The sequence below is a fragment of the Pinisolibacter sp. DMC100 genome, from assembly GCF_056313705.1.
In genome coordinates, this window is record NZ_JBQUZT010000001.1 from 581,051 (window position 1) to 597,935 (window position 16,885).

The window sequence follows — 16,885 nt, forward strand, 5'->3', positions numbered from 1 at the left end:
CCCGGGACGAGCGGCCGCGACACGCGGCACGAGACGGTTTCGCGCGCGTTCGCCGACAGGAGACCGATCGGATGTTCGATGCAGGGCGGTTCGTACGAGAGACGATCGCTGATTTCACCGGCCGCGCCGCGCCGCACGCCGTCGACCGCGCCCTGCGGGACGGGCCGCTCTACGTCATGGGGCGCAACCCGGAGGCCGCGGCGCTGATCGCGCGCCATCCCGTCGCCGGCGTCGTCAACGACTTCGCCGCCCCCGGATCGACCTGGAACGGCACGCCCGAGGTGCGCACCGAGGACGTCCCGCGCGGCGCGACCGTGATCAACGCCTCGACCTCGATCAGCCCGATCTCGGCCCGCCGCCGGCTCGAGGCGATCCCCGAGGCGCGGATCCTCGCCTATGCCGACCTCACGCGCGATCCGGCCTCCGACCTGCCGCTGCCCGCCTTCGTGGCGGAGGCGCGCGAGGCCTTCGCCGCGCACGCGGCGCGCTGGAGCGCCGTCCGCGCCCGGCTCGCCGATGCGGAATCGATCCGGATCTTCGACACGCTCGTCGCCTATCGCCTGACCGCCGACATCGCCCTGATGGAGGGCTTCCGCGTCGCGCTGCGCGACCAGTATTTCGAACCCTTCGCCGCGCCCGCCGCCGGGGCGGTCTTCGTCGACTGCGGCGGCTTCGACGGCGACACGACGGAGGAGTTCGTCCGCCGCCATCCCGACTACGCCCGCGTCCATCTGTTCGAGCCCTCGGCCGAGAACCATGCCGCCGCCCAGGCGCGGCTCGCCGGCGTGCGCGACATCCGCTTCGTGCCGCTCGGCGTCTCCGACACCGCCGGGCGCCTCGCCTTCTCCTCCGACGCCGGATCGGCGAGCGCGGTGTCGGACGAAGGCTCGTCCTTCATCGACGTGACGACGCTCGACGCCGCCGTCGACGAGCCGGTCTCCTTCGTCAAGATGGACCTCGAGGGCTGGGAGATCCCGGCGCTGAAGGGCGCCGCCGGCCACATCGCCGCCGACCGGCCGATCCTGGCGATCGCCGTCTATCACCGCGCCTCGGATTTCTGGGAGATCCCGGAATACGTCCTGTCGCTCGGCGTCGACTACGACCTCCACCTGCGCCACTACACCGAGGGCTGGTCGGAGACGGTGATGTATTTCGTGCCGAAGAAGGGCTGAGGCGACGGTCGGCGGCGCCGCGCCGCGGGGCCCGGCAGGCCCCCGACCTCGACAAGCGGCACCCCGGGATGTAGCAAGTGGGCTTCTCGAATTGCCCGCTCTCCGGTGGCCCAGGCCGCCGGAGGGTCGGTGCCTACACGCTCGGTCGACGACGACATGATCTCCATCCTGCTCTCCGGGCCCGGACTGATCGGCACGCAGCATGCCCGTCTGGTCCGCGCCCATCCGCGATGCCGCCTCGCCGCCGTGGTCGCACCGACGAGCGAGGAAAACCTCGCCTTCGCCCGCGCCCACGAGACGCCGCTCTATGCGAGCGTCGAGGCCGCCCTCGCCGCCGAGACGATCGACGGCGCCATCGTCTCCTCGCCCAACGAGTTCCACTTCGCCCAGGCGATGACCTGCATCGACCGGCGCATCCCGACGCTGGTCGAGAAGCCGATCACCGACCGGCTCGACGAGGGGCGGCGGCTGACGGAAGCCGCCGAGGCGGCGGGCGTGCCGATCCTGGTCGGCCATCACCGCACCTACAGCCCGCTGCTCGCGGCGGCCGACGGCTTCCTGCACAGCGACGCCTTCGGCGACATGGTGGCGCTGACCGGCTCGGCGCTGTTCTACAAGCCCGCCCAGTATTTCCTCGACGGCCCCTGGCGGACGAAGATCGGCGGCGGTCCGATCCTGATCAACCTGATCCACGAGATCGGCCTGATGCGGCACTTCGCCGGCGAGATCGAGAAGGTCTCGGCGGTGGCCTCGCAACGCACCCGCGGCTACGAGGTCGAGGACACGGTGGCGATGACCTTCGGCTTCGAGAGCGGCGCCCTCGGCACCTTCCTGCTGTCCGACACCGCGGCGAGCTCGAAGAGCTGGGAGATGACCTCGGGCGAGAACCCGTCCTATCCCCACTTCCCCGAAGAGAACTGCTGGCACTTCGCCGGCACCCGCGGATCGCTCGACTTCCCCTCGATGCGCACGCGCAGCTACGCCTCGGCCGAGGGCAGCTCGTGGTGGAAGCCCTTCGAGCACGGCCGGATCGACTTCCGCCGCCGCGACCCGCTCGAGGCGCAGCTCGACCATTTCGTCGCGGTGATCGCCGACGGCGCGACGCCGCGCGTCACCGCCCGCGACGGCTGGAACAACCTGCGCGTCGTCAACGCCATCCGCCGCTCGATCGCCACCGGCGCGACGGTCGCGATCGCCTCGGTCGACGACGGCGCGGCGGAGACGGTGCGGTCATGAAGGTCCTGCTCGTCGACACCGGCTTCTCGGCCCTGCCGATCTTCCGCCACCTCGTCGAACGCGGCCACGACGTCTGGGTGATGGGCAACCGCGCCCGCGACGCCATCGCCCGTGACGCCGGCGAGCGCTGGATCGAACAGGACTATTCCGACGTCTCGGCGGTCGCCGCCCATGCGGAACGCCTCGGCATCGACCGCCTGGTGCCCGGCTGCACCGACGTCTCGATCGCCACCTGCGTCGCGATCGCCGGCGGCGACGGTCGGCTCGACGGTGCGAAGGCCAACCACACGCTCTCCGACAAGGCCTCGTTCCGCGCCCTCTGCGCCGATCTCGACCTGCCGGCACCGCGGGCGATCGATCCGGCGAAGCTGCCCGCCGCCGGGCGCTTCATCTGCAAGCCGGTCGATGCCTTCAGCGGCCGCGGCATCACCGTCTTCGACGCCGCCGACCGGCAGGCGAGCCGCGATGCGATCGACCGGGCCACGGCGGCGAGCCCGACCGGCCGCCTGCTGATCGAACCCTTCGTCACCGGACAGCTGCACAGCTGGTCGGTCTTCATCGAAGACCGCCGCGCCGTCGAAGGCACCTTCGTGATCGAGGGCTCGTCGGTCGACCCCTATGCCGTCGACACCAGCCACGTCGTCTTCGACATGCCCGAGGCGGCGCGCGCCCAGCTCGCGACCGCGGTCGACCGCATCGCCGAGGCGCTGGGCCTCGTCGACGGTCTCGTCCACCTGCAGTTCCTGTGGGACGGCGAGCGCGTCTCCATCGTCGAGATCACTCGGCGTTGCCCGGGCGACCTCTACGCGCTGCTGATCGAATATTCGACCGGCTACCGCCACGCCGCGAAATACGCCTCGCACTTCCTCGGCGAACCGCTGGCAACCGCCGCGACCGAGCGCCGCCCGGTGCTGCGCCACACCGTGACCTCGCCGCAGGCCCGCATCTATTCCGGCCTCGGCTTCGACCACCTCCTTCCGGTGCGCGCCTTCTTCGCGCTCCAGGGGCTGGGCGAACCTCTGGCGCCGGGTCATGCCGGCCGCATCGGCGTCCTCTTCGTCGAGCCGACCGACGAGGCGAGCCGCGACGAGGCCCATCGACTGTTTCTCGAGCGGCGCGTCTATCGCCCGCTCTGACGGGGCGACGCGATCGCCCACCTTCGCGCCGGCCGCAGGGCCGCGAATGCAGGAACCGCCACCATGCCGAGGCCCCTCTACGTCGCCCGACCGATCATGCCCGACGAGGGCGACTTCCAGCGCATGGCGAGCGAGGTCTGGAAGAGCCGCGTCCTGTCGAACGGCGGCCCGTTCCACCAGCGCCTCGAGGCGGCGCTCGCCGATCGGCTCGCCGTGTCGACGGCGAAGCTCTTCAACAACGGCACGATCGCGCTGCTCGCGGCGCTGAAGATGTTCGACCTGCCGCCCGGCAGCGAGGTGATCACCACGCCGCTGACCTTCGCCGCGACCGCCCACGCCATCACCTGGAACGGGCTCGAACCGGTCTTCGCCGACGTCGATCCGGTGACGCTGACGCTCTCGCCCGACGCCGTCGAGAAGGCGATCACCGACAAGACGTCCGCCATCCTCGCCGTCCACGTCTACGGCACGGTCTGCGATCTCGACGCGCTGCAGGCGATCGCCACCCGCCACGGCCTGCGGCTGATCTACGATTCGGCCCATGTCTTCGGCACGACGGTGAACGGGCGCGGCATCGGCACCTTCGGCGACGCCTCGGTCTTCTCCTTCCATGCCACCAAGCTCTTCCACACGCTGGAAGGCGGGATGATCACCACCGCGCGGCGCGAGGACGACGAGACGATCTATTTCCTCCGCAACTTCGGCATCAAGAACGAGGAGGAGGTCGTCTCGGTCGGCATCAACGGCAAGATGAACGAGCTGCAGGCGATCGTCGGCCTGCTCAATCTGCCGTTGGTCGAGGCCGAACAGGCCGAGCGCCGCCGCCTCCGGGCAGCCTATCGCGCCTTCCTCGCCGATCTCCCGGGCATCGGCCTTCCGCCCGAGCAGCCGGGCGTGAGCAATTCCGAGCAGTATTTCCCGATCGTGATCGACGAGACCCTCTTCGGCCGCAGCCGTGACGCGGTCTACGACGCACTGAAGCGGATCGGCATCCACGCCCGGAAGTACTTCCACCCGATCTGCACCGATTTCGAACCCTACCGCGGCCGGCCGATCGTCACGACGCGGAACGTGGCCCATGTCGAGACGGTCAAGCGCCGGGTGCTCTGCCTGCCGTTCCACTCCGGCGTCGAGGCGGAAGACGTCGCCGACATCGAGAAGGTGTTCCGCGGCAAGGCCGTGTCGGCCTGAGAGCCTCCGCGGTCGCTCTATTTTCGGTCGGATCCAGAGGTTGGCCAGAGGGCAAGCGCAACAATGGCAATCGTCATCCGAGGTGCTTCGGTCGGGGATGCCTGGGGATGGCACGGTCGAGTGTTTTTGGGAATTGGAGTTCGTCTGTATTGATTAAGTCGCGCGGAGATCAACGATGCCTACCGTGACGATCGCACTGGCTACTTGCAACGGCTCGCGCTATCTCGACGAGCAGATTGCATCAATTCGAGCACAGACCTTCACGGACTTCGAGGTCTTGATCGGTGATGACGCTTCAGACGACGGGACGCTCGCGATCCTCGAGCGTCATGCTGCGGAGGATTCGCGTTTCACCATATTGCGCAACGTCCAGCGGAAGGGCTTGCAGCGCAACTTCGAGGGCCTGATTGCGGCGGCATGCGGTGAATGGATTGCTCCCTGTGATCAGGACGACGTATGGGAAGTCGACAAGCTGGCCGTGTTGCTGAAGGCGGCGATCCCTCCTGATGTCGTTCTCGTCTATTCGGATTCGCAACTCATCGATGCCGATGGCCGGCCGATGGGGCGACGTGCTTTCGAGACGATGACAGCGGTCGACGGAGGCGGTCCGCTCGTCTTCGCATTCTCCAATTGCGTTTCGGGTCACGCGATGCTGTTTCATCGTCGGCTCCGTGAGATCGCGCTGCCCTTTCCCGACATCCCGATCTACGACTGGTGGCTCGCAGCTGTCGCGACCTCGATCGGTCGGATCGTTCGGATCGATCGACCGCTCGTCCGATACCGCCAGCATGAAGCGAATGTCACGGACATGGCGCGCCGCAATAGGCACAAGCCGAAGCCCATCAGAAGCGGCTACCGGTCTCGTCGAGAAATGCGAGAAGACGAGGTCGGCAAGCGGCTCAGGGCGTTCTCTCGGCTCCCCGGGCCTGTCGGAGAATCCTACTCTCGCCTCTCCTCTCTGTGGGAAGAGAAGCTAACGAGTTGCTTCGCCGTCGGATTGGCGCGGTTCGCGTGGGAGAATAGGCACGAGATTTGGGCCGTCAAACCCGGCAGTCGCGTTCGCGATCTAGTGCGGTCCGCGAGGCTTGCAATCGGCGCGCGCTTGGGTAGTTTCTTCTACCACACCGGTTTTCGGAAACGCGAGCCCTGGTGAGCCGCCCCCTGGGGGGATCCGATTCGCCTCTCACCTCCGCGCTCTTCGCGCCAAACAGGGACAGGGGCGTCGGCAGATCATCTTCCGATGCCGCTCAGATGATCGACGAAGCGCCACCATTGCCGCCGAGCCTGTTCTTGGAGCCGTTTCAGCCGACGGTCGGAAATGCGGAACGGATTGCTTCTCCCGCGTATCTCATGGAGGAGAGAGGAGTCGACTCCTGGCTCGCCTGCGTCGTAAGCCTTTTCGATGGCTTCTACCGCGAAGACCTGATGCGGTCTGGAATGCGTGATTTCCACGGCGATCAAGGCCAGTTTGACCCGCCAGGAATAGCCACGATTGCGTCCTGCTTCCGGCACGTCGGCGCCGAATGCCGCTTCCAAGAGGTCCTCGGGCAGAGATGGAAAGCGTTCGAGTACACGCGCGGCTTCCCATGCATCGCGGCGGCGGTTCGACGGCGAAGATGCACTCGTGTTGCCTCCGTCTCGGTGAATGCGGAATTCCGTCAGTGGCTCATCGAGTATGTGCAGCGGTCCGACACCGACCGCCCGGCACCACATGTCGTAGTCGGGCAACTGGCGTAGGCGAGGGTCGTAGCCACCACAGCGTTCGTAAAGGGTTCTGCGAGCCAACATGGTAGGATGGCAGAAGAAGTTTCCTTTGTAGAAGAGCGCTCGAACCTGTTCCGTATGATCGTTTACCGGTCGATCGAAAGCTCGACCGATCGTCGACCTCCCCTTCGGCAGGGGGCGACCTTCGTGATCGATGAGTTTCGGCAGGCCGAATGTGGCGATCACGTCGGGGCGTGTCTCAAGTATCTCGACCTGCCTCTCAAGCTTTCTTGGTAGAAAACGATCATCTGAACTCATGATGGCAATGTAGTCGCCGCGTGCAAGAGCAAGTGTGCGCGCTCCCGCTTCGACGGAACCTCTATTCCTCTCGAAAGCTTCAAAGACGATTCGGGGATCGCGAAAGGAGCGAATCACACTGCAGGATTCATCGGAGGATCCATCATCTACGATGACCAGCTCCAGATCCGAGAAACTCTGCGATAGAACGCTCTCGATCGCTTCCGCAACGAACGGAGCGTGATTGTAGGAAGGCATCACGACGGAGACACGCGGTTTGGTCATGCTCATTGCACGTGGATTCCACAGTCGTCTCGTTCCAGCGTATTCGTTGCGGGTGAGAAAATCGTTGGAGTGATTCCGTTCGCGCGGCGAATTCGAAGCATTGCGGCCAACCCTCGCTGCCGACAGAGCGACGTCACGGGCAAAAACGGTATCGCGCTTCACGACGACCTTCAACTGCAGCCTTTCGATCTGGGTCGCCTGACGGCCCTCCCTATCCGCCGGCGACCTTCGCCGAGAAGGAGAAGCTGATCATTCATTCGCCCGATCCGGCGCCGCACAAGGCGGCGGTTCTGGCGGCGCTGGCGCGCGAACTGCCCGACTACGAGCTGCGCGAGATCCGCGGCATCTCCTTCGACACGTTCATGGATCTGGCGACGCGCTGCCTGTTCTCGATCACCTTCGGCGAAGGCTTCGACGGCTATTTCTCCCAGCCGATCCAGCAGGGCGGCCTGAGCTTTGCGATCTTCGAGGAGCGCTTCTTCCCCTCGAAGGACCTCGGCGCCCGCGAGAACATGCTCCGCGACGGCGACGACATGATCGCCCGCCTGCCCGGCCTGATCCGCTCGTTCTCGCAGGACGAGGCGCGCTATCGCGCCGTCGGCGACGCCTGGCGCGCGACGATCGATGCGCTCTACGACCGCGAGGACTATCGCCGGCGGATCGGCGAACTGGTGCGCGGCGAGTTCCCCTACGACGGCCGCCCCGTCGGGGCGTGATCGGCGGCGTGTGCCCCCTCGCGGGCCAGCCTCTCACATGTCCGCCCCTCACATGTCGATCGCCGACTCGATCGCGATCGGCCCGTCGTGGTCGGCGATTCCCGCACGGCGTCGCGGAAGCGGGCCCATTCCTGCGTCGACAGTTCGCCCGGCCTACCGGCGAACGCGCGGGCGACGGCATCGAAGTCCGCGACATCCCGATCGGCGCGGATGATGCGGCGCCCGGTCTTCTCCTCGAGCCGCGTCGACAGCGACGGGAACGGCATGTTCCATTTCTTCGCGGCATCGTTGGCGAAGGCTTCGACCACCGGCACCCTCGCCACGAGGTCGCCGACGTCGGCCGAGCGACCTGCGGGGCTCATGGTCCGGCATCGTCTTCACGCAGAAAATCGACGCGAGGAAGGCGGTTCGATCTGCAGAAAGATCGAGTTCCAACAAATCTACTGCCATTCGCATATGAAAAGACCAATACGACAATGCAATCAGAGAATACGTACGACCAAATCAATCTGATGACGCTAAAATTACATTGTACAAATCGAGCAATACGATTGAATTATCGACCGATAAACAAATCGTATCAGGAAAACATTTGTGTAGAGAGGGATGTTGTGTAATCCTGATGATGTTGAACGACTGCCGGACCATCGCCATGACATCGTCTTCTGCCGAAACCGCGGGTTGTCGGCCGGTGATCGCCTGCCGGCACGACGGCGGGCAGAGCCGTTCCGTCGACGAGCGCATCGCCGTCGAACTGCCGGTCGCCCTGATGTTCGCCGGCCGCTCCTTCGCCGTCATGCTGGCGACGCCGGCCGATCTCGAGGACTTCGCGCGCGGCTTCGCCGTCACCGAGGGCGTGGTCGAGACGATCGACGAGATCGGCGCGATCGAACTCTGCAGCGAGGCGCGCGGCATCGAAGTGCGGATCGAGGTGCCCGAGAGCCGGGCGCTGGCGCTCGACGCGCGGCGCCGGTCGCTGGCGGGTCGCTCGGGCTGCGGCCTGTGCGGCGTCGACCGCTTCTCCGAGGCGCTGCGGCCGGTCGCCCGCGTCGCCACGACCACGCGGATCGCGCCTTCGGCGCTGCGGCGGGCGATCGGCGACTTCGCGCCTCATCAGGCGCTCAACGCCGAGGTCGGCGCGGTCCATGCCGCCGCCTTCTGCGATCTCGACGGGCGGATCCGGGTCGTGCGCGAGGACGTCGGCCGCCACAATGCGCTCGACAAGACGATCGGCGCGGTGCTCGCCGGCGGCCTCGACACGACGAACGGCTTCGTCCTGATGTCGAGCCGCTGCTCCTACGAACTGGTCCACAAGACGGCTGCCGCCGGCATCGCGCTGGTCGCGGCGGTGTCGGCACCGACGTCGCTGGCGGTCGAGCTGGCGGAGAAGGCGCATGTCGGGCTGGTCGGTTTCGCCCGCGAACACCGCTTCACGCTCTATGCGTCGCCGTCGCGGGTGGCGTTCGAGACGGGCGTCGCCATCGCCTCGTGAGGCGGGCAGCCGCGTTTCTCCAGAGATTTCGAAGGATCGAGCGCCGCGGTTTCCGCGGCGCTTCTCGTTTCGGCGGGTATCAGCCGCCGGTCTCCCACATCGCCCGATCGACGCGGCCGAAGTCGGCGCGGGTCGGGTCGAAGGCGTGACCGCCGGGCTTTCTGGCGATCGCCGCGACGATCGCGGCGCGCACCGGCTCGTCGCTCTCGCTGGAGCGCAGCAGCGTCTTCAGGTCGACGCCGCCGGAGCGGCCGAGGCAGAGCGTGAGGCGGCCGTCGGCGGAGAGGCGCACCCGATTGCAGGTGGCGCAGAAGCCGTGGCTCATCGGGGTGATGAAGCCGATGCGCCCGCCGGTCTCGACGACCTCGGCGTAGCGCGCCGGCCCCTGCGTCCGGTCGGGCAGGTCGGTCAGCGTCCAGCGCTGCTCGAGCCGCCGACGCACCGCCTCGAGCGGCACGTAGCGGTTCGACGGCTCGATGCCGCCGTGGCCGATCGGCATGGTCTCGATCAGGCCGAGGCTCATGCCGCGGTCGTGGGCGAAGAGCATCAGGTCTTCGATGGCGTGATCGTTGATGCCGGAAAGCACGACGGCGTTGAGGCGCACGCCCATGCCGACGCGGCGGGCGGCGTCGAGGCCGTCGAGCACGTCGGAGAGGCGGCCGGTGCGACAGATCTCGGCGAAGCGGACGGGGTCCAGCGTGTCGAGTGAGACGTTGACCCGCCGCACCCCGGCCGAGAACAGATCCTCCGCCACGGGGGCGAGGAGCGAACCGTTGGTGGTGAGCGTGATCTCGTCGAGCCGTCCGTCGGCGAGGTGGCGCGAGAGCGACCGCACCAGTCCGACGACGCCGCGGCGGGCCAGCGGCTCGCCGCCGGTCAGTCGCAGGCGGCGGACGCCGAGCGAGACGAAGATCGAGGCCAGCCGGTCGATCTCCTCGAGGGTGAGAAGCTCGCGTCGCGGCAGGAAGGTCGCGTTCTCGCCCATGCAGTAGCCGCAACGGAAGTTGCAGCGGTCGGTGAGCGAGACGCGGAGATAGTCGATGCGCCGATCGTGGCCGTCGACGAGGCGGGGGCTCGCGTCGCGGAGAGGCTGGCTGGTCATGGCGTCGTTCCTGACCGCGGGAGGGACACGCGGGGGAGGAGATCCCCCGCGCGTGGTCGGTCATTCCGCCGGGCGGGCGACGGGGTCGTCGTTGCGCGGCAGCGGCGTGATGCCGCCGAGGCCCTTGCGGTAGATCAGCCAGTAGATCGCCCCGACGAATCCGGCGCCGCCGACGATGTTGCCGAGCGTGGCGGGGACGAGATTGTGGATGATCGAGGGGATGGTGATCACCGACGTGTCGAAGCCGGCGGGGACGTGACCGGTCACGGTCATCAGCCAGGCCATCGGCAGGAACAGCATGTTGGCGATGCAGTGTTCGAAGCCGGCGGCGATGAAGGCGGCGACCGGGAACACCATGCCGGCCATCTTGTCGGCGACCGAGCGGCCGGCATAGGCGAGCCAGACGCCGAGGCAGACCAGGATGTTGCACATGATGCCCTTGAAGAAGATCGTCACGAAGTCGGGCGAGAGCTTCGACACCGCGAGCTTCAGCATCCCCAGTCCGACGTTGCCGCCGTTGAGATCGGGGAAGTGGCACATCCACAGCAGGAAGACGAGGCCGAGCGCACCGATCAGGTTGCCGAACCAGACGATCGTCCAGTTCTTCAGGACTTCCGCCGTCGTGATCTGCCGATTGGCCCAGGCCATGACGATCAGGCAGTTGCCGGTGAAGAGTTCGGCGCCGGCGATCATCACCAGACCGAGGCCGAGGGTGAAGACCACGCCTCCGAGCAGACGCTGAGCGGCATAGCCGAGGGTGGGATCGCCGAGCACGATGGCGAAGAACATGCCGCCGAGGCCGATCGAGCCGCCGGCGACGATCGCCAGCACGAGCTCGGGCAGGAAGGGCATGTGGGCCTTCTTGACGCCGAGTTTCTCGACCTTGTCCTGGATTTCGGCGGGGGAATAGGCGTCCGATCCGAAGAGGGCCGGCGCCGACGGAGTGGCCTTGTCTGCCATTGTCGGTCTCCTGTTGGTCCTGGTACCGTGATGGAGTGCGCGGGCGGGGCTGTCCACTTCAGACGACGGGCGGCAGCAATGCCGGATCGAGGCCGCCCGCGAGCCCGCGGTGGAGGTGGTCGACGGCCGCCACGACCGCCGGCGTCATGTCTTCGTAAAAGGCGACCCGGGCCGGCTGGATGCCGACGAAGATCACCTCGCCGACCGTCTCGCCGAGCGAGGCGATCAGGAAATCGAGGGGGATCGCATGGGTGTCGATCAGGAAGCGATCGGCGACCATCCCCGGATCGATCCGGCGGACCGAGCCGGGCGGCAGCCCCATCTCGGCCGCGTCGACCAGGAGAACCCGGTCGGGGGCGGCGGCGCGCACCGCATGCATGACGTTCTCCGGGGCCGAGCCGCCGTCGATCGCCTCCCAGCCGGCGGCGGGTTCCCGCTCCAGCTTTTCGGCCAGAAGCGGCCCGGCGCCGTCGTCGCCCATCAGCGAATTGCCGACGGTGAACACGATGTCGGTCACGGCACCTTCCTCCCCATCAGATAGATCGCCGGTTCCATCTCGATCGCGGCGAGCGAAGTCTGGAACGTGTCGCACCATTCGACCATGTCTTCGTCGAGACGCGGGCGCGCCTCGGCGAAGGCCTGGCCGAGGAGGGCGGTGTGGGTGCGGTCGACCATGATCTCGCCGAAGCGGTCGACGCCCTCGAGCTTGCGCCGCGCCTCGCCCTCCGGCAGCAGCGCCAGCAGGCGCTCCCAGAAGTCGAACGAGCAGTGCAGGAACGGCTCGAGGCAGTCGAAGACGCCGACGTGATGGCCGATCGCCAGCGCGTGATAGACGACGTTCTTCGACGAGGCGGGAACGTCCTCCTCGCGCTCGAGGAACTTCTCGCCGAGGCGGTAGAAGACGACCTTCTTCATCTCGTCAGCCTCCCGATCGCGGCGGTGATCACGCCGCCGAGCGCCTCGAAGATCTCGCGCGTGCGCGGATCGGACGTGGTGCGCATCAGGCCGTCGAGACGGTCGGCGAAGGGCCGACCCTCCGGGGCCTCCATCGCGGCGAGGAAGACCTCGGCGAGATCGCCGCCCTGACGATAGCCCGCCATCCGCCGCGCCTCGCGTTCGACCAGGACGCGCAGATTGTAGGGCACGGTCGGGTGGGCGATCGCCACGCGCTCGTTCTCGCCCTCGACGTGGGTCTTGGCCTTCAGCTTCTGGCCGAGCAGGCCGAGCGCCACGGCGAAGCCGTAGATCGTCGCCGCCGGCGAGGGCGGGCAGCCGGGGATGTAGACGTCGACCGGCACGATCTTGTCGGTGCCGCCCCAGACCGAATAGAGGTCGTGGAAGATGCCGCCCGAGCAGCCGCAGGCGCCGTAGGAGACGACGATCTTCGGGTCGGGTGCGGCTTCGTAGGCGCGCAGCGCCGGCATGCGCATCGAGCGGGTCACCGCGCCGGTGAACAGCAGGATGTCGGCATGGCGCGGAGAGGACACCACCTTGATGCCGAAACGCTCGGCATCGAAGAGCGGCGTGATGGCGGCGAAGATCTCGATCTCGCAGCCGTTGCAGCCGCCGCAATCGACCCGGTAGACGTAGGCCGACCGCTGGATGTCCTTGAGCAGCGCCCCCTTCATCCTGGCGATGTCGGCCGGCGTGTCGATCCTGCCGATGCCGGAGGCGGGGGTGAACTGGTCGACGGTGGGAAGGCGGGTCATCGACGGGTCTCCTCGATGCGGCGGGCGACGCCGAAGGCGGCGATCTGGGTCACGTCGTGGATGCGCTTGCAGCTCGGGCACGTGGCCGCCAGCCGGCGACGCTGCGCCGCCTCGTCGGCGGTCGGCGCGCCCGCGGCGACGATGTCCTGGACGTAGGCGACTTCCTTGGCGACGGCGAAGGGCGTGTCGCAGACCTCGCAACGGGCGAGCCTGAACACCGCCTTCATGACGAGATCGGCGCGGTTCGCCACCGCCAGTTCGAATTCCTCCGTCAGCCGGATCGCGTCGGTCGGGCAGACCTCCTCGCAGCGGCCGCAGAAGACGCAGCGGCCGTAGTCGATCGACCAGGTGCGGGTCGCCGCCTCGACGTCGGTCGCCATCGTGATGGCGTTGGCGGGGCAGGCGATGGTGCAGGCGGCGCAGGCGATGCACTGCTCGCCGGTGTGCTCGGGCTTGCCGCGCAGGTCCTTCTCCATGGCGAGCGGGGCGAAGGGGTACTTCACCGTCGCTTCGCCGGATCGGAAGATCTCCTTGATGAGCTTGAACATGGTCGTCTCTCCCGATCTCACTTCAGCGGCGATGCGGTGCGGTCACGGCAGTAGCGTTCCATCTCCTTGTAGGGGATGGTCTTCTGGGTGGCCTTCTTGACGTCGACGACGGTGACGCGGTCGGTGCACGAGTAGCAGGGGTCGATCGAGGCGACGATCAGCGGCGCGTCCGACACCGTGTTGCCGCGCAGCATGTAGCGCAGCACCGGCCAGTTGGCGTAGGTCGAGGCGCGGCAGCGCCAGCGATAGAGCTTCTGGTTGTCGCCGGTCATCGACCAGTGGATGTCCTCGCCGCGCGGCGCCTCGGTGAAGCCGAGGGCGAACTTGTGCGGCACGTAGGTGAAGTCCTCGGTGAGGATCGGCCCGGCCGGCGTGTCGGTGAGCAGCGCCTCGATCAGGCCGATGCTGTCGAAGACCTCCTGCACGCGCACCAGCGTGCGGGCGAGCACGTCGCAGCCGTCGCCGGTGTTGATGCCGAGATCGGTCAACCTGTAGCCCTGGAAGGGATGCAGCACGCGGGTGTCGCGGCGGTGACCCGAACCGCGAACGAGCGGTCCGACCGGCGAGTAGTCGCGGGCGACCTTCGGGTCGAGGATGCCGACGCCCTTGACGCGGCCTTCGACGTTGGCGGTCGAGATCAGCATGTCGACGAGCCGGGTGACGTCGTCGCGCAGCTCGCGGACGGTCGCCAGCGTGCGGGCCTTCTGTTCGCCCAGGATGTCGCGACGGACGCCGCCGATCAGGTTGATCGCATAGGTCTTGCGATTGCCGGTCAGCATCTCCGCCAGCATCATCGACTTCTCGCGGATGCGGAAGAACTGCATGAAGCCGGTGTCGAAGCCGACGAAGTGGCAGGCGAGACCGAGGTTGAGCAGATGGCTGTGCAGCCGCTCGGTCTCGAGCAGGATCGAGCGGATCGCCTGACCACGCAGTGGCACCTCGATGCCGAGCGCGTTCTCGACCGAGTTGGCGTAGGCGACCGAATGGGCGTAGCCGCAGATGCCGCAGACGCGATCGGCGAGGAAGGTGACCTCGTCGTAGCCCATGCGGGTCTCGGCCACCTTCTCCATGCCGCGGTGGACGTAGAACATCCGGTAGTCGGCATCGATGATGTCCTCACCGTCGACGAACAGGCGGAAGTGGCCGGGTTCGTCGGAGGTGATGTGCAGCGGTCCGAGCGGGACGACGGTGGTCTCGCGGTCGGAGTCGTTGACGAAGGAATAGGTCTCGTCGTCCTTGGTCGGCGCCGGGCGGAAGCGATGGTCCATCGCGTCCTTGCGCAGCGGGTGAAGGTTCTCCGGCCAGTCGTCGGGCAGCACCAGACGGCGGGCGTCGGGCAGACCGACCGGCACCAGGCCGTACATGTCGCGCACCTCGCGCTCGCCCCAGACGCAGGCGGGCACCTTGGGCGTGACCGAGGGGAACTCCTCCTTGCCTTCCGGCACCTTGGCGTGGACCACCACGTAGCAGGGGTCCTCTTCCTCCATCGACAGCACGTAGTAGAGGCCGAAGGTGCCGTCGAGCGAGCGCTCGTCGTTGCCGACGACCACCGACAGCCAGCCACCGCGGCCGTAGTAGAGATAGGCGACGGCTTCCGGCAGGCTGTCGAGCTTCACCGTGACGGTGAGCTGGTCGGCGGTCTGGCGGCTCTCGTCGAGCACGGCGTGGGGCAACTCGGCCCGGAGAGCGGCGATGTGCGAGGCGCCGACCGGGAGCTTGGGGCTGACGTTCATGATCTCGTCTCCTGAAGACGGCGGGTCAGATGCGCGGCTCGGCCCGGGGGGCGAGGGCTGCGACCGGTTCGAGGGACTTCTGCCAGGGGGCCGCGATCACGGCACCGCGGTCGCCACCGACGACGACGGCGGTCGCTTCGCGCACCAGCTGGCCGACCGGCCGCGGCACCGCGACGCCGAGCGCCACGACGATCGCCACCAGCGCCCACATCGGGGCGAGCGCCCGCCAGCCGACGTCGCCGACCGGAACAGTCTCCGGCGCCTTGCCGAGCACCGAGCCGGAGATGATCTGGACGAAGGCGGCGACGGCGATGGTGAGCAGCAGGCCGAGGATGATCGCCGGCAGCCACTGACCCGCCGCGAAGCCCGCGCCGATCACCAGGAACTCGGAGACGAAGACCGCGAAGGGCGGGAAGCCGGCGAGCGCCAGGGCGGAGATCAGCACCATCACGCCGCTCGCCGGGGCGACGCGGAGCAGGCCCTTCACCTGGGTCAGGTCACGGGTGCCGTACTTCATCAGCACGTTGCCCGAGGCGCAGAAGATCAGCGACTTGGCGAAGGAGTGGTTGATCGCATGCAAGAGCGCCGCGCCGACGCCGAGCGGGCCGCCGAAGCCGAGGCCGATGGCGATCAGGCCGACGTGCTCGACGCTCGAATAGGCGAGTTTCCGCTTCAGGTCCTTCTGGACGAGGAAGAGGAAGACGGCGACGGTGACCGACAGGAAGCCGAGGGCGAGCAGCAGCATCTGCGGGAACTCGGGGCCGACGGCGCGCGAGGTGACGGCGAGATAGCGGATCACCACGAAGAGAGCGCACTTGAGCAGCACGCCGGAGAGCAGCGCCGAGACCGGGCTCGGGGCTTCCGAGTGGGCGTCCGGCAGCCAGCCGTGCATCGGGAAGAGGCCGGCCTTGGTGCCGAAACCGATCAGCACGAAGACGAAGGCGATCTTGGCCAGCATCGGGTCGAGCCGGGCGGCGTCGGCGGTCAGCGAGGTCCAGAACACCGCCTTCTCGGGATCGCCGAAGGCGGCGGCGCCGTCGGCGAAGGTCAGCACGGTGCCGTAGAGGCCGAAGGCCACGCCGACGGTGCAGATGATGACGTATTTCCACGCCGCCTCGAGGCTCGAGCGCCGGCCGTAGAGACCGACGAGGAAGGCCGAGCCCAGCGTCGTCGCCTCGACCGCCACCCAGGTCAGCACGATGTTGTTCGAGGTGACCGCGAGCATCATCGTGAAGACGAAGAACTGAAAGAAGGCGAAGAACAGCTTGTGCTTGGAGGGCGTCAGCTCGCCGTGGGCGACGTCGTGGCGGACGTAGGCGACGGCGTAGAGGCCGGTGAGGAGGCCGACGAGGCCGATCAGGGCGACGAAGATCGCCGCCAGCGGGTCGATGACGAACCAGCCGCCGACCGCCGAGAGATCGGCACCGGCGAGGACGCGTCCGACCGCCAGCAGCGAGGCCAGGGCCACCACCACGCCGGAGCCGACGTGGACCGCTTCGATGGTGCGGTTGCCGCCGTCGCGGGCGGGCAGCAGCGCGATGGAGATCGCGGCCACCAGCGGCACGGCGAGCATCAGGGGAGGAAGGATAGAGGGCACCATGGCG

At 67.7% G+C, this 16,885-nt stretch carries 17 protein-coding genes; 7 read left to right on the forward strand and 10 right to left on the reverse strand.

What is annotated here, in order from left to right:
- Positions 1-71 precede the first annotated feature (71 nt).
- The 5 genes from ACT541_RS02750 to ACT541_RS02770 all read left to right on the forward strand — a co-directional run bounded on the left by ACT541_RS02750 (position 72) and on the right by ACT541_RS02770 (position 5,888).
- Positions 72-1,172, forward strand: coding sequence for an FkbM family methyltransferase (locus ACT541_RS02750; RefSeq protein WP_476134080.1), 1,101 nt, complete (start codon positions 72-74; stop codon positions 1,170-1,172).
- A gap of 156 nt (positions 1,173-1,328) precedes the next feature.
- Positions 1,329-2,408 (forward strand): Gfo/Idh/MocA family protein, encoded by a 1,080-nt coding sequence (locus ACT541_RS02755; protein WP_476134081.1) that lies wholly within the window; start codon positions 1,329-1,331, stop codon positions 2,406-2,408.
- Positions 2,405-3,544 carry an ATP-grasp domain-containing protein gene (locus ACT541_RS02760; protein ID WP_476134083.1) on the forward strand — a complete coding sequence of 380 codons (1,140 nt, stop codon included), beginning with the start codon at positions 2,405-2,407 and terminating at the stop codon, positions 3,542-3,544. Before ACT541_RS02755 ends, ACT541_RS02760 begins: the two co-directional genes overlap by 4 nt.
- Positions 3,545-3,607: 63 nt before the next feature.
- Positions 3,608-4,735, forward strand: coding sequence for a DegT/DnrJ/EryC1/StrS family aminotransferase (locus ACT541_RS02765; protein ID WP_476134085.1), 1,128 nt, complete (start codon positions 3,608-3,610; stop codon positions 4,733-4,735).
- 175 nt (positions 4,736-4,910) lie between these two features.
- Positions 4,911-5,888 carry a glycosyltransferase family 2 protein gene (locus ACT541_RS02770; RefSeq protein WP_476134086.1) on the forward strand — a complete coding sequence of 326 codons (978 nt, stop codon included), beginning with the start codon at positions 4,911-4,913 and terminating at the stop codon, positions 5,886-5,888.
- Between the two features lie 77 nt (positions 5,889-5,965).
- On the opposite strand, the gene ACT541_RS02775 is transcribed toward ACT541_RS02770, so the two are convergent.
- A complete protein-coding gene (locus ACT541_RS02775; RefSeq protein WP_476134087.1) occupies positions 5,966-7,195 on the reverse strand; it encodes a glycosyltransferase in 1,230 nt (409 codons plus the stop codon).
- A gap of 188 nt (positions 7,196-7,383) precedes the next feature.
- On the opposite strand from ACT541_RS02775, the gene ACT541_RS02780 reads away from it, so the two are divergent.
- A complete protein-coding gene (locus tag ACT541_RS02780; RefSeq protein ID WP_476134089.1) occupies positions 7,384-7,737 on the forward strand; it encodes a hypothetical protein in 354 nt (117 codons plus the stop codon).
- Here ACT541_RS02780 and ACT541_RS02785 read toward each other — a convergent pair.
- Positions 7,710-8,045, reverse strand: a complete 336-nt coding sequence (locus ACT541_RS02785) for a hypothetical protein (protein WP_476134090.1) — start codon at positions 8,043-8,045, stop codon at positions 7,710-7,712. The genes ACT541_RS02780 and ACT541_RS02785 overlap by 28 nt on opposite strands.
- 344 nt (positions 8,046-8,389) lie before the next feature.
- On the opposite strand from ACT541_RS02785, the gene fdhD reads away from it, so the two are divergent.
- Positions 8,390-9,229 (forward strand): formate dehydrogenase accessory sulfurtransferase FdhD, encoded by an 840-nt coding sequence (gene fdhD, locus ACT541_RS02790; RefSeq protein WP_476134091.1) that lies wholly within the window; start codon positions 8,390-8,392, stop codon positions 9,227-9,229.
- Positions 9,230-9,308: 79 nt separating this feature from the next.
- Here the strand turns inward: fdhD and moaA are convergent, their stop codons facing one another.
- The 8 genes from moaA to ACT541_RS02830 form a co-directional block, all read right to left on the reverse strand.
- The gene (gene moaA / locus ACT541_RS02795) at positions 9,309-10,331 is read right to left on the reverse strand and encodes a GTP 3',8-cyclase MoaA (RefSeq protein ID WP_476134092.1); all 1,023 of its coding nucleotides are present in this window, start codon (positions 10,329-10,331) and stop codon (positions 9,309-9,311) included.
- A gap of 60 nt (positions 10,332-10,391) precedes the next feature.
- Positions 10,392-11,291 (reverse strand): formate/nitrite transporter family protein, encoded by a 900-nt coding sequence (locus ACT541_RS02800; RefSeq protein ID WP_476134094.1) that lies wholly within the window; start codon positions 11,289-11,291, stop codon positions 10,392-10,394.
- A 58-nt stretch (positions 11,292-11,349) separates the two neighbouring features.
- The gene (gene hycI / locus ACT541_RS02805; protein ID WP_476134096.1) at positions 11,350-11,808 is read right to left on the reverse strand and encodes a hydrogenase maturation peptidase HycI; all 459 of its coding nucleotides are present in this window, start codon (positions 11,806-11,808) and stop codon (positions 11,350-11,352) included.
- Positions 11,805-12,206: a formate hydrogenlyase maturation HycH family protein gene (locus tag ACT541_RS02810; RefSeq protein ID WP_476134097.1), complete on the reverse strand. Its 402-nt coding sequence runs from the start codon at positions 12,204-12,206 to the stop codon at positions 11,805-11,807. Before ACT541_RS02810 ends, hycI begins: the two co-directional genes overlap by 4 nt.
- Positions 12,203-12,919 carry an NADH-quinone oxidoreductase subunit B family protein gene (locus tag ACT541_RS02815; protein WP_476136014.1) on the reverse strand — a complete coding sequence of 239 codons (717 nt, stop codon included), beginning with the start codon at positions 12,917-12,919 and terminating at the stop codon, positions 12,203-12,205. Before ACT541_RS02815 ends, ACT541_RS02810 begins: the two co-directional genes overlap by 4 nt.
- A 77-nt stretch (positions 12,920-12,996) precedes the next feature.
- Positions 12,997-13,548: a formate hydrogenlyase complex iron-sulfur subunit gene (locus ACT541_RS02820; RefSeq protein ID WP_476134098.1), complete on the reverse strand. Its 552-nt coding sequence runs from the start codon at positions 13,546-13,548 to the stop codon at positions 12,997-12,999.
- A gap of 17 nt (positions 13,549-13,565) precedes the next feature.
- Complete coding sequence (locus ACT541_RS02825) at positions 13,566-15,281, reverse strand: hydrogenase large subunit (RefSeq protein WP_476134100.1); 1,716 nt, start codon at positions 15,279-15,281, stop codon at positions 13,566-13,568.
- Between the two features lie 25 nt (positions 15,282-15,306).
- Positions 15,307-16,881 (reverse strand): hydrogenase 4 subunit F, encoded by a 1,575-nt coding sequence (locus tag ACT541_RS02830; protein WP_476134101.1) that lies wholly within the window; start codon positions 16,879-16,881, stop codon positions 15,307-15,309.
- Positions 16,882-16,885 lie beyond the last annotated feature (4 nt).